This is a genomic window from Bacillus sp. FSL W7-1354, from assembly GCF_038002405.1.
Lineage (GTDB): Bacteria > Bacillota > Bacilli > Bacillales > Bacillaceae > Bacillus > Bacillus paralicheniformis.
Genome location: NZ_JBBOCL010000001.1, coordinates 895154 through 908498, shown reverse-complemented (window position 1 = coordinate 908498; position 13345 = coordinate 895154). Strand labels below are relative to the sequence as shown.

Annotated in this window: 8 protein-coding genes and 6 pseudogenes; 1 reads left to right on the top strand and 13 read right to left on the bottom strand. The window is 40.3% G+C overall.

Annotated elements, in window-relative coordinates:
- Positions 1-5: 5 nt before the first annotated feature.
- The 10 genes and pseudogenes from MKZ04_RS04725 to MKZ04_RS04680 all read right to left on the bottom strand — a co-directional run.
- Positions 6-526 (bottom strand): annotated as a pseudogene (locus MKZ04_RS04725) (transcriptional regulator).
- Positions 527-598: 72 nt separating this feature from the next.
- Positions 599-1525, bottom strand: a pseudogene (locus tag MKZ04_RS04720) (XkdF-like putative serine protease domain-containing protein); the annotation flags it as partial.
- A 20-nt stretch (positions 1526-1545) separates the two neighbouring features.
- Positions 1546-2439 carry a hypothetical protein gene (locus MKZ04_RS04715; protein ID WP_146873761.1) on the bottom strand — a complete coding sequence of 298 codons (894 nt, stop codon included), beginning with the start codon at positions 2437-2439 and terminating at the stop codon, positions 1546-1548.
- Positions 2440-2480: 41 nt separating this feature from the next.
- Positions 2481-3398 (bottom strand): annotated as a pseudogene (locus tag MKZ04_RS04710) (phage head morphogenesis protein).
- A pseudogene (locus MKZ04_RS04705) lies at positions 3391-4502 on the bottom strand (phage portal protein); the annotation flags it as partial. The pseudogenes MKZ04_RS04705 and MKZ04_RS04710, both read right to left, overlap by 8 nt.
- A pseudogene (locus MKZ04_RS04700) lies at positions 4498-4764 on the bottom strand (sigma-70 family RNA polymerase sigma factor); the annotation flags it as partial. The pseudogenes MKZ04_RS04705 and MKZ04_RS04700, both read right to left, overlap by 5 nt.
- Before the next feature lie 435 nt (positions 4765-5199).
- Entirely contained in the window at positions 5200-5532 is a 333-nt protein-coding gene (locus MKZ04_RS04695; RefSeq protein WP_059230555.1) for a hypothetical protein, read from the bottom strand.
- A 20-nt stretch (positions 5533-5552) separates the two neighbouring features.
- Positions 5553-7352, bottom strand: a complete 1800-nt coding sequence (locus MKZ04_RS04690) for a T7SS effector LXG polymorphic toxin (RefSeq protein WP_081303578.1) — start codon at positions 7350-7352, stop codon at positions 5553-5555.
- A 329-nt stretch (positions 7353-7681) separates the two neighbouring features.
- Entirely contained in the window at positions 7682-8809 is a 1128-nt protein-coding gene (locus tag MKZ04_RS04685; protein ID WP_341045396.1) for a Rap family tetratricopeptide repeat protein, read from the bottom strand.
- A 204-nt stretch (positions 8810-9013) separates the two neighbouring features.
- Positions 9014-9127, bottom strand: a pseudogene (locus MKZ04_RS04680) (ArpU family transcriptional regulator); the annotation flags it as partial.
- 192 nt (positions 9128-9319) lie between these two features.
- Between MKZ04_RS04680 and MKZ04_RS04675 the strand changes: the two are divergent.
- A complete protein-coding gene (locus MKZ04_RS04675; protein ID WP_020451469.1) occupies positions 9320-9709 on the top strand; it encodes a hypothetical protein in 390 nt (129 codons plus the stop codon).
- Between the two features lie 250 nt (positions 9710-9959).
- Here MKZ04_RS04675 and MKZ04_RS04670 read toward each other — a convergent pair whose 3' ends face one another.
- From MKZ04_RS04670 to mutL, 3 genes are all read right to left on the bottom strand, one after another.
- Entirely contained in the window at positions 9960-10421 is a 462-nt protein-coding gene (locus MKZ04_RS04670; RefSeq protein ID WP_025811450.1) for an SMI1/KNR4 family protein, read from the bottom strand.
- 407 nt (positions 10422-10828) lie between these two features.
- On the bottom strand, positions 10829-11110 hold the full coding sequence (locus MKZ04_RS04665) for a putative quinol monooxygenase (RefSeq protein ID WP_020451467.1): 282 nt from the start codon (positions 11108-11110) through the stop codon (positions 10829-10831).
- A 311-nt stretch (positions 11111-11421) separates the two neighbouring features.
- Positions 11422-13332 (bottom strand): DNA mismatch repair endonuclease MutL, encoded by a 1911-nt coding sequence (gene mutL, locus MKZ04_RS04660; protein WP_331837443.1) that lies wholly within the window; start codon positions 13330-13332, stop codon positions 11422-11424.
- Positions 13333-13345 lie beyond the last annotated feature (13 nt).

The window sequence follows — 13345 nt, the reverse complement described above, 5'->3', positions numbered from 1 at the left end:
ATCATCTATTCATTAAATGAAAATCCGCATTTGGGGCAGGTATGTTGGAAATGATCATCTTCATAATCATCCAGGTCTAATTCCTGGCTGTCATTGATTTTCCTTCGTTGCCTTCATGCTCAGCCAGCTCTCCCAAGATTTCATCTATTTCACTTTCTGAGAAGCCTGTAAGGGATAGATCAAAATTATTGTGCTGCAGGTCTTCCAAAACCTGTTCAAGTTTGTAATCGTCCCAATCGCCGCTAATTTTATTAAGAGCCAGGTTTAACGCTTTTTCTTCGGATTCATCCAGATTTACAACTGACACCTGGAGAGTACGCGGCTTCTCCTCCATGTGAATTTTAAACCGCTGATGACCGCCGACAAGGTTTCCCGTCTTTTCATTCCAAACTAACGGTTCAACTGCTCCAAACCGTTTCATAGATTGTTTCAGTGCTTCGTATTCCGGATCATCTGGCTGCAGATCAATGCGCGGATTATATGGAGCAGGGTTAATCTTTTCTACTGGTATAGTTCTAATATCCATGATGTATCGCCTCCAATAAAAAAACACCTTATTTAGTAAGGTGTCTGGTATTTTTATGTACTCTTCTGATTCTTGATCAGATCCCGCTTGTTTTGAAATACCGCGGCTCTTTTCAACAGCTTCCAGCCGGTCTTGAATAGGCGAGAGCTTTTGTTCAAGCAGCTCATCCATTTGCTTGATGACGGACTGTTCTTGTTTTTCATCCTCTCCGTCGCCCTCTGCAGATTCCGCTTCCTTTTCAATTTCAGCAGGTCGCTTGGTGATCGGGTTTAATTTGTCATCAAGCAATTTCTCAATATCTTCTTTTTTCAACTCGTCTTCCTCCTTTTCTGCTTCTGCCTGACTCAGCAAATTGCCGAGAGCGGCATGAGCGTTTTTGATTTCATTCAGGTTGGAGGCCGAAAACTTCCGGCCGGCTTTTCCTACTGGTGTTTGTGGCTCCTCATGTTTGCCTAAAAAGAAATTTTTAAGCAAATTAAAAAGCCCTTTCTCTTCATTGGCATAAGGAGAAAAAGGCTTCTCTTTTTGTTTTTCGATTGTTTCGGCGGTCCCGGCCATTGAATAACCGGTGATGTCGCCTTTTTTGATCCGTTCCCAGACCTCATCTGAAGCTTTTGTGACAAGCACCCAAGAAACCTTTTTTATGGTTTCACCATTGATCTCAAAGTCCGTCGGCGCGACATAGGATTCCACCACTTCACCGACGCCGCCTTGAAAATCATGTTGCTTATCAATCTGCCTGGCATCCTTCAGGAATCCATGGGCGGCTTTCTCGATTTCGACAGCTGTCATGAAATCTCCATGAGCGTCTGGCGTATCTGGTTCATATACAATCCCGTATACAAGCTTTTTTTCATCATCCGCTTTTGTCAGGACCTTGATTTCTTTCTGAAAGTCCGGCTGTTTTTCTGATTTCATAAAAAAGAACTGCTTTTGATTAGCAGCCTTGTCAACGTAAGAAACGTGTGTAATTTTTGCGTTTACCAATTCTCGAGGCATTGTTTCACCTCCTTTCAAGCCTAATCATTTTCCTCTGAGCGGGCAGCACGTTCTCTTTCTTCTTTGAGATTAGCTCTTTCTCGTTCTCTTTCTACTTTGCGATTAGCTCGTTCTTCTTTCCATTCTCGAATTTTTAAAGACATCTTATTCCATACATAAGTTAAACCTGCCGATGCATAATCGACGAATTTTTTTTTCTGTTTTGTATCGTCTGCAAAAGCAAAATTAATAAACATAGAAATATAAAGGGTGGCAAGAGACGAAATGAAAATTATAAGTGCAGAAAAAAAATCTTCTTTAAAGTTTTCAACCCAAACTGCTTCACTAACAGACACTCCGTCAAAAATTACAAACATTACAAAACCAAATGATATCCAAGTAACTGCATATAAGGTACTTTCAATAAAAAAAGAGATTCTTAAAAAAAAGCGAAATAAATAATTCATATCTACAGTTTTTTTATACCAGTTGTAGTCCTTATATATAGTCTCAAACAGCCTCCAATACTCTTTTTCAAGATTATATTTTAGACTCCTTACTTTAAAGAATAATGATTTCAAACTTTCTTCATCAAATTTAAGAATATATTGATTAAATGCCTTCTCAGTCTCAAAAAATTTATTAATCAACTGTCTATTCCCAAGCTTTGAGATATTCATTTTTTTCGAATCATAAATATCGAAAAAGTCTTTAATCAGCTCAATTTTATGTTGTCCATCCTTGATATTCTCGATGTTTTTAACCTTAAGATACATAGGTTCGATTACTTTTTCTAAGTTATTTTCAGCATTTTTATAAAACCTTTCAAGGTCTTTGTGTCGAATAGTTGAAATAAATGCAATAAACGCTGATAAAACTACAGTAATAACAGGTAAGTATTCCTTTATAAACCCAACAAAAGCATTCCAATCCATATTAAAACCCCACTATTATATAATGAGGCTATTATACTACTTTATTCCATATTTGCTAAGGCTTCTCTTCGAATCTCTTCTTTTTCCTCAGCTGACAACCCTAAAATTTTGTTATCAACCACAGGTGATAAAACACAATGACAGTTGACTCGTTCCTTTGCTGACAGCTTTAAAAATCCCTCGGATGCATGCAGGTTTCACCGCTCCCCGGGATCGTAAATTCTTCATCTACTCCAACAATCATTCCATCGAGAGCCATATGATTTTCCCGAGGATTGTTTTTCTTTCCTCCGCTGTGCCTCCACTTTTTCCCGATGACAGCTGGTGATTGAGAATAAGCCTCCTGCTGCGCTGCAGGGGAAGCGGCAAGCACTTCAGTTATGGTCGTTGTCCGCGCTCGCGATCTATCAAACTGCGGCATGTCCCGGAGAGTCAATTCAATGTCCTGAATAGAAGAACCGTTCTCGATGGCTTCTGTCAGAACATTTTCTACCGCTTCATGGGTATTTAATTTCATGATTTCGGCCAGCTCCTCAGACCAACCTTTGCTCCAGTTAGTTGAACGACTCGAAATAGCTTTAAACCGGACTTCCGGATCCAATGAATCCATGATGACAGAAGCCAGCTCCTCAATGGTCTGCTGAAGGAAACCTTCTGTCAGCTCCTGAAATTGCTCCTCGAAGTCATCCCCTGCAAATAGATTCTGCGTAAAATACACCAGAATGGCTTCTAACGTCTCTTTTGAGTCTTTGCTTAAAATCATTCAGACCACTTAAAAACTTCTTACGCTGGCTTCTGAGTAATCTGGCGACCTTTTTTTCATATTCCTGGACATAACCGGGTATTTTAGAAAGGCCGGGGAAATCAGGTATAACCTCCACGAGTGATTTTTCATCATCTTCCTCGGCTTTTTGAATAAAGGTGTTCAGACTGTTTAATAGCTGATCGGTCTTATTCATTTTGCTTCAGCTCCTCGAGGACATCCCTCATATCCTTCAGCAACATGATCAAATCCTCTGACCGATTGTCTTTTGATTTTTGAAAAAAAGCCTGCAGCGGATCAGAAGAATTGTTTTGTGCTTTCCCAAGCGGCCGACTGTATTCATCCTCCGGCCATTCTTCAAGTGTTTTCCCAAGCACACGGCCAGCCAGATCCCGTAGATCGTTGGGAGATACAGCGCCGGCATTAATAAAAGGTCCCAACACTTTGGCAATCTCCATCGGATCACGGAAGTCTGGACCTTTTAAAGTAAGCTGAGCATGATAAATATTCAAATCTGACAGAAACAAATTATTCAGTTTACCGGTTATGATCTTTCTGGCTGAAAGACTTGTTCTTCTGTGATTTTTCGAGCGGTGTCCGCGGTCGCCTTGTTATACTCGTGTGCTTCCCCTGTATAAAGCGGTGGCAAGCGGAAGGCAGAACGAAGCTTGCTTCTGCTTTTCTCGTCATATTCAAGGAATAGGGCGTCTTGCTGTAGAATTTCGCCCAGGGACTTAATATCAACTTTGACGGATGAAACATCCTCTTCCCCGGTAATGCCTTTTTCAGTTGGTATGCCCTCTACTTCAAGCAGAAGGAATTTATGAGCGTTTTCTGTGCCTTCGAGATCATTCATGTACTCCTGCAGCTGTTGATAAGATGCTTCGGAAAGCATCCCATTTTCCACCGTGATGGCTGCCGGGATATGCCTGCCTTGCTTAAAGTACATGTAATTCAGTTCTTCCGCTTTTCTAGCCCCGTATAGATTTACGATATGCCCAATCCAACGGGGAACGCCATAAGCACCGCTGCCGAGCTTGAAGTGAATGACTTCGTTAGCTTGAAGCTCCTCTGGAGTGTTGGCTTCATATTTGCCAGTCCGCAAATTCATAATTCGCGGATCCCCGTATTCCTTGAAGAAGACCTGTTTTCCATCTACCATCTGAACGTACTTCCGGAATCTTTTCTTCCGCTTCATCGTTTTGATTTCATTGTGCTCCCGAAATGTGAATTCTACTTCGATCGGCTCCGTATAGTAGCACACCCTCATGTTTTTAACGTCAAGATATTCAACTCTCGCCTGCTACTTCAATCGCATATACGCGGACCTCAAAATATTCAAGACGTTTAAAAAGCCGTTCTTCTCTCAAATACATATCCCTTAGCACGTCCTGACTCTTGCCGGGGCTTCCCTGTGGCATGGCTGCCTCTAAACCGTATTGAGCAACGCCCCAGCTCCGCATAGGGATATCAGAACCGTAAAGCACCATTTGCAACCTCCGGACCTCTTTTGCCATCCAATGATAGCTACTAATCAACTTTTCGATCTCTTTCTTATTCATGATCAATCCCCCTTATCGTTGTCTGAATGCCCCGCCTTTGGCTCTTTTGTAGATAGGCTTGTTTGTATCCATCAGGTTCCTTAAATCCCGTTCAGTGAATTTCTCCGGCTTTCTTTGTGTGTGCTTTTTTGTCTTTTTCATATTTCAGATTCCTTTTGACACCCTAGTGATCGCGGGGTGTGACTGAAAAGTTGCGAAAATAAAAAACGGACACCAAACAAACAGCGAAGATGCTATAAGATCAGGGTCCGTAGGCGCACCTTCTTGGACTCGATATTCGCGTTCGTTTTTCTTGCCTCTATCGCATGAGAAAATGGAATAAAAAAAGTCCCTCTTTTTCTCGGATATAAACATAAAAAACCTTGAAAGGCAATAGCCAATCAAGGCAGAAGAGATACATATTATTTATATTTTCAATTCATCATTCAATAAGTATTAATCATCATCACCAAATAGTAACTCATCCATTTCTTCTCGGTCTTTTGCAATGCCTTCATAAGTTTCGATCAGGTTCTTTAACATCTCAAGTGTTATTTCTCTGTCATTTTCATAGATTTTAACGCTAGCTCCCAATGAGAGTAGCTGTTCTATAATGATTACTAATGATTTCAATTCTTCCGTGTCATAATAATCACATTCAATAACAGGTTTTCCTAATTCAATGGCCTGCTTTAGTTCCTTAATAGGTTTAGATGATGTTTTCCTTAATAACGAAATGTACTTAGTAATATTTGAATCATTGAGTACTTCCACATAAATCAAGTCCATCATAATAACTCCCCTTTAGATTAAAAATCTTTAATATCCTTAATGGGTTTTCCAGGGAGGCTATTTTTATAATTTCCTCCGTGCCACCCGTATAAATGTTCCCTTATTGTTGCAGGATAGATAACTTCTCCTTTGTCACTTAAATGAGGGAATTTAGAAGCGCTATAACTGTGATGTCCTTGCATCGTTTTCCCTTCATATTTTGGCCTCTTATTTTTTAAAATATCTTGTGCTTGCTCTTTTGACCAATTTCTTGTTGGAGCTTCACCATTAAGTATTCTTGTTTTTTCTTGTTTCCAAAAAGCCTTAACACCTTTATCTCGCTTAGCTGCAAACTTCTTATTCCAAGTATATACTTTGTATTCTTCTCGAGTAATAGTCCTATTGTCTATTTTGGATTTAAGTTCCTTTAATTTTTTGACACCAACTTGTTTAAATTGCACAGGGTGTTCTGCCAAATCAAAGTTTTTAACTCTTTCTGCAATAACAGTCTCTGCTTTTTTAGTACTTGTATTTTTTTCGGCTGTTTGAGAAACGTTCTTAGCTTCCTTTTTAGCGACTTCTGATTTCACTTCATTCTTTACTAGCTTTTCAGCTTCTTTTTCAAGGCCTTTTCCAACCTTTTTTATTGCTTTGGTTGTCAGAGTTCTACCTGCATTACCGAGGTTAAGATACTCTAAAATTTCCAATGGCGTTCCTTCAAAGTATGAGTCATTTATTTTAGCTGATGCAGCACCTCTGGCTTCTGGAATACGATCCACAACCATCACTTCTTCTTTGTCATTTGCTATATAGGTGCGTACAATCTGGCCATTTTCATATACACGATATCTGCCGCCAATAAAACTTGGATCTGAATGATCTCGTACAGCTTCGTCTGGAATATGAATATCTTTGACTACTTTCCATCCTTTATGATTATATAGTTTACCATCAATAACCCGGATATCTCCATAAACCTTTGGATGTTTCGCAAGTTCTTTTTGCAATGCATTCAAATCAAAATCGTTCGTATGAACGTCTTGATTGATGTTTTCTTCATTGTCTTCCCTAATCACCGTATCCACATTGGATCGTTTATTTTTGTTGAGCTTTTCAAGCATCATCTCCATCGGAGACGGTTCGGTATTCTTCAGTTGGCTCTGCAGTCCGCCAGCTAGTCCGTTTATTTTAGAGTTATCATCCGACTTTAAAATGGAACCTTTTTGATAGCCGGTAATTTCAATTTTAGGCCCTGTGTACATTTTTTCAAGCCTGGTTATGTATCTCTGCATCGTTTCCAGGTCGTTTTCAGCGGTTTTAAGAGCGCTTGTCTGTTCCCTGTCGAACGTATACAGCTTTTCAATTGTCTGATTGATTTCCTTTAAGGCTTTCTGATTCTGTTCGTGAAAGCCGCTGTCATTCAAATCAGGCAAATCGACAATGTGGCTGACTTTTGCGATCGTGGCGTTTGTTTTAGATACCAAACGCTTCGTTGTGCGGTCGGCTGAATTCACCCCTTGGTCGAGCTCGTGTTCGAGAAAGGTTTGCGATATAAATCCGTTATGATTCGGTTCAAAGGAATTCAGCGCATTTTTGATTTTTTTCAATGCAGACTGATATTCCCCAATAAGAGTTTCGTAAAACTGAAGGAATGGAGTATGGCATTCTTCATAAAAGTTACGTATCGCGTCTCCCCCTTTCCCCTTTAAAGCATCATCAAGTGATGTAATGCCCTCAACACTTTTTTTAACTTTGGCGATTTCGTCTGATTGATGTTTTAATTGTTCCAGCGTTTGATCAATGGCTTTGTGCAACGCTTGAACATCCAGAGTCTTCATAGCATTCTCCTCTAATACTAAAGTGACATATCTCGAGATATTTTACCACTTTATAGAAAAGAATTGGTGAATAAAACCTGTCAATCCATGAAAATGAATCTTTTAGATTAGGTCATTGAACCTATTTGTTAAGGGATTGAAATACATAAAAAAAGCCGCTAATTAAACGGCTAAAAGGATATTCCAAAAACTCTTTTTTAGATTAAATAACAAAATAATGATTGGGTGCGCTTGTGATGTTTCTTGAAGCTGTGTTGATATCATCGTTGTTCGAAAAATGACTGAGAAAGCCAAGTCCAATTATCATAATCCCTAAACCGATCTTCATTTTAGACTTCATACAAACATTCCCCCTTCAATATTTGCTTTTGAGCATAGACCATCTTTTTAAGACAGATGAGACTATCCTCTGTTTTTCCATTATAATCTAGATAGGTGCCGGCTAACAATGCCAGCTCTTCCAAATACGGAAATCCTTTGCTTGTTTCCAGTCGGTTGAAAATTTTAAAAAGTGATGTAGTTTCACCCCGTCTTATATAAAGTGACTCGAGAGCTTCAAAAAGGCTTATAAACAGATGATCTTTAAGCTCCACAGCACTTCTAAGCCCTTTTCGGTAATAATCCTTGGCTTTATCATGCTTATTTTGTTTGAAATTGATTAGTGCCAAGTCCTGATATGCTTGCGGCAAATTTTTTGATTTTAATTTTTTATATTGAATGAGAGCTTGTTCAATATATCTTGCAGCCTTATTTAAGTTGTCCATTTTGTGATAGCAGTTGCCAAGGTTGTAAAAAGCAGAAGCGTATATCTGTGGATTTTTCTTTTTTAATAGTTCTGCGCCTCTAAGTGCTTGATTTAGGTGTGGAAGAGCCTTTTCATGATTCTCTAAATCATCATAATTCCCAGCAATGACAAAATGACACTGAATAAGGCGAACAGAATAGAGTTCATATTTTTTGTAAATGTTATATGCACGCTCTGCAAAGTACATCGAAACGTGGGTCATTTTCATGTGGTAATAGACTTCAGCCATTTTAAAGTGAAATTCCGCTTTTTCAATCGAATCTGATATAGCAGGAAATTGACGTTCCGCTCTTTTATAATAAGTAATTGCCTTCGTATATTCTCCATTCCTGAATTCGTACATCCCTCGAAAAAAATGATAATAATACGTAAGCATATGATCTAATTTTCGTTTATTCCCTTCAATTCTCTTCAAATATTCTGATAATTCCATCTGTTTTTCACCCGAAGGTGCTATATATTCAATCATTATACTGTGGCGGAAAGCCATCAACTGATAATAGATTAGTAAATCCTGATCTTCTTCCATAACCTCTATATCCCTTTCAATTTCAGCTTTAAGCATTTCGGCGTCTGTCACATTGAATTTTTGAATATGCTGGTGCCACTCAGTAATTTTCATCCCCACTTCTGCAGATGAGATTCTATCCAACCTTTTCACCCTTCCCTTAACTATACTAATGATGTAAATTTTAACAATATTTCATCATTCGAAAAAGACGTTCGGGCCACCGCAATTAAATTTTCGGTTCCCCCCGCAACAGCAATTTGAGAAAGGATTAAGAACTATTGATTTAATGGGGGTGATTTTAGGTGATTAAAGTTAGATGCTATTGCGGCTTTTTAAAAGGGAGCGCTATATAATCCCAAGAGCTGTCGAAAATTTGTAAATGGCTCGCCGTTTGACCAGATAAAATTTGTCCTTTTTCAACCCCATCTCCATATAAATCTCAATGTCCTTTATTTTTTGAGAGCAACAGGCTGGGAATTCATATACTTCTACCTAATCATAAACTTTATATAATGGCCTTTTTTGAACGTTGAAGATTGCATCACCGATTTCTAGGCAAATATACAATTATGTATAGACAAATTTCCAGTCCAAAAATAGTCGAATATAATTCTTTATTATAAATCGTAAGATAAAAAGGAGTGATAGGGCTTGTTTTATGATCAATATCCTGTAAACCCGTTTTCATTCCCATCTTTTCATCGGCCATTTGGAATTGAATCCAGTACCTATGTTCGGAATATGCGAGCATTTAGAGATCTTGACCACCTTCGCAGAAATATTGTTCGTTTATTGGGCAGGATGGGGTATGTATTAGTCAGAATTGGAGTGGATCAATTTAATAATCTAGGAGTTACAGGCCAAAGACCCGGTACAGCCTACCAAGAGCTATGTGAAATCTGGATTTATCATAAACACCTTGAGGGCAGAAGTTACGAGGAAACCGTTCTTGCTGAATGTACTACTGATGAAGAGGCTAAAAGACATGTCGATCAGGTTGTCGCCGCGCTACAGGGAATGGTTCGACCTATAGAGCCTTAATTGTTAGAATTTGCTTCATTAAAGTAGAATCAGAATCACATTCAAACCATGCATTATTAGGGGAGAAGGGCCATTAAAAGCGGATACAACCCGTGCACAAATAGTGTCAGCAGGCTCTCCGTCATGGACTCGCTCTTCACGTTCGTTTTTCTTGTCTTTAACGTATGACAAAGCAGAATAGCCAAAAGCCCACCATTTTATCCCCTTTTAAAAAGTACTCAATTAGAGATCGAGTGCTTGCTATATGCAATTATTCTTCATCGTCCCACTCTTCGTCTTCTTCCCAGTTTTCTTTAGACTCCTTAAGGTTTTCTATGAAAAACTCTAGAAAATTAGTAGCTACTGTTCGACCATAACCCTCTTGATTATCCCAAAGTATAACTGGGCATTCACCATCTACCATCCTGTTTGTATCAAGACAATAAGAGAATTCATCTACGTATTCAATGACTACGATACCATCAATTAAACCATAGTGATCTCTGTAATCTTCAGTAACTGTTACTACTCTTGAAACTTTTCCATGACCTAAAATATCTACACCGTAAATTCCACCGGACCCATAGTTTTTTAAAAACCATTTATAACTTTCGGGTAGTTTTACATTTAGGTTTTCTTGAATATCATTAATTTTTTCGATGCTAATGCCACCTGTAAAATCATCATCTTCAGCATTTTCTTTTATGAATTGTTCAACTTCCGAATAGTTCACAGAAATCACCTCTTAATCTTGATTCTCAAATTGTTTCATTCTTTTTTCTTCGTGATTTTTTAATTCTGTTACTCCAGCCAAACTTATTACTTTCTTGATAGATACAAACAGCTTATTAAACATTTGATCTGATTTTGCTTCAATTCGAGAGGCTAGCCAAAATGCTAAATGCGCTCCAATTTTTGGGGAAGAGCAAGGGTTTCATGTTGCCGAAAAAGCAATCACCGGCTAAAAAATTAAATCAGTGTTTCAATGACTGAAGCGGACTCCTAAAGGTTCTGCTTTTTTGTTCTTAACAGCCCTCGGGATTATCCGAGAGCTGTCGTGAGATTGTAAATTGACCCGCCGTTTTATTTGATCGTATTTCTCCTTTTAAGGCCATCTCCATATAAATCTCAAGGAGCCTTTTAATCTTTCACATTGCTTTTCATTAACCATTCTACTTCCGTTAATTCTTGTTTTTGAACGTCTTTTGTGTGTTTTTTTGTGAAATGGACCTTAAGAGCTTCTTCGTTTTCCCAAATCTCCCAGAGCATGATTTTGCGTTCTGATGGTTCAAGGGGATACGCATGGAATTTAATGCATCCTTCTTCTTTGTTCGTTTCTTCCTCAAGTATTTTGAATTCCTTCATTATTTCATTGAGGTCTTTATCACTGATAATTTTTAAGCATGCCGTTATGTAATGCATCCAAATTCCCCCTTCAAATCATTTCATAGCCTTTCATTATAACATTTTCTCAAAAAATGAAAACAACTGCGAAATTTGTCTAATGGCTGCCTTATGGGTTTCCACTTAAAAAAGGGCTCTCTATGAGATGAAGCCCTTTTTCCCTATCTTGAGAATAACCGGACGATATACGCGCCGCTTCCTGATGTTCTGGACACTAAACTTTTTAATGGGTGTTGAAACAATCCGTCTAAAAGTGGTCAAAATGTGGCCAATAAAATGAAAATCGCTCTCAGCCGTTGATATAGCATAGGCTGTGAGCGATTAGATATTTACATGACCCGCTTAAACATCTTCTCCATCTCATAGGTGGAGTAGTGGATGATAATCGGCCGGCCGTGCGGGCATGTGAATGGGTCGGATGTTCTGCGCAGCTCATCGAGCAGGGCGGTGATTTCGTCGTCCCGCAGATGATGGTTGGCTTTGATGGAGCCTTTGCAGCTCATCATGATTGCGGCTTCTTCGCGCAGTTTTTTGATGTCGATCGTGCGGTCATCAAGGACCTGTTGAATGATGTCTTCAATGATCGTCGTTTCTTCCCCTTTTGGAAACCAAGTCGGGTGGCATCGGACGATATAGCTGCCGGCGCCGAACGATTCGAGAAAGACGCCGACTTTGGCTAAATCGTCCAAGTGCTGGTCGATCGTCAGCGCTTCATTTTTTGAATAATGGAATGTCAGCGGCACAAGCAGATCCTGGACTTCCGGTTCGACTTCTCCGACTTTTTCACGGAAATATTCGTATTTGATCCGCTCCTGTGCGGCGTGCTGATCGATGATGTACAGCCCGTTTTCATTTTGGGCGAGAATGTAGGTGCCGTGCATTTGGCCGATCGGATACATGATCGGCACCCTTTCTTTTGGCGTATCTTCGTCATGGGCGTTTTCGCCTGCCTGTTCAGGTTCGGCTTGTACGGCCGGTTCGGCTTCCGGCGTATACTCTTCCACTCCAGGCCATTCAGGTTCGGTGTCCTGCATAATGCTTTCTTCGCGCTCTGCGGGAGCGGGAGGAGGCGGGTCTTTGACAACCGAGCTTAATTTCATCGCCGAAAACGATGGCTCCGGCTTATATTCTCTTTCAACATCAGGATCAGAAAGAGGTGCCGGCTCTCGTACCTGGTCGAAATCAAGCTTTTGCTGTTCCGGTTTATTGATCAGAGGTGCGGTTTTTTTCGGAACTTGCACACTTGGAATGAGCTGCTGCTGTTTAAAGACGTCTTTGATGGCGTCGCGAATCAGTTCGTGAAGCTCCGTCTCTTTGCTCAGCCTGACCTCCAGCTTTGACGGATGCACGTTGACATCCACAAGCAGCGGGTCCATGTTGATTTCAATAAACGTGATCGGATGGCGGCCGATCGGAAGAAGCGTATGGTAGCCCTCGTGGATCGCTTTCACGAGCGGAAAATTTTTAATGTATCTGCCGTTGACGACAGATGACATGTAATTTCGCGATGCACGCGTAATTTCGGGAAGGGCGATATAGCCTTTCACTTCAAAATCAAGAGATCTCGCTTCAAGCGGGAGCATTTTTTTGGCAACCGACGTGCCGTAAATCGCCGCAAGCACGTGGCGGACATCGCCGTTTCCGTTTGTCTGCAGAAGCGTTTTCCCTTGATGACGCAGCCTGATCGAAACTTCCGGGTGGGCAAGGGCAATTCTGTTGACCACATCTGTAATGTTGCCAAGCTCCGTATGGATCGTTTTCATATATTTCAGCCTTGCCGGCGTATTAAAAAACAGATTGGTAACCGTAATTTCGGTTCCTCTGCGGCTTGACGCTTTTTGCTCGGAAATGATTCTTCCCCCCTGAAGCGTCAAATGGGTGCCTGCTCCTTCTCCGGTGCTCGTTTTAATGCTTAGATGTGAGACAGACGCGATACTTGGCAAAGCTTCTCCGCGAAATCCGAGCGTTCTGACGCGAAACAGATCGTTTTCGTCTTTGATTTTGCTTGTGGCATGACGCAAAAAAGCCGTTCTGCAGTCTTCTGCATCCATCCCTTCGCCGTCGTCAAGCACTTTAATCGAGGCGAGACCCGCTTCTTCAACATCGATTTCAATCACGGAGCTGTTCGCATCGATTGCATTTTCGACAAGCTCTTTGACGACCGACGCAGGCCTTTCCACTACTTCACCCGCCGCGATTTTATTCGATAAATCGTCTGGCAGCTGAACAATTTTTGCCAAGTTGGGTCACCTC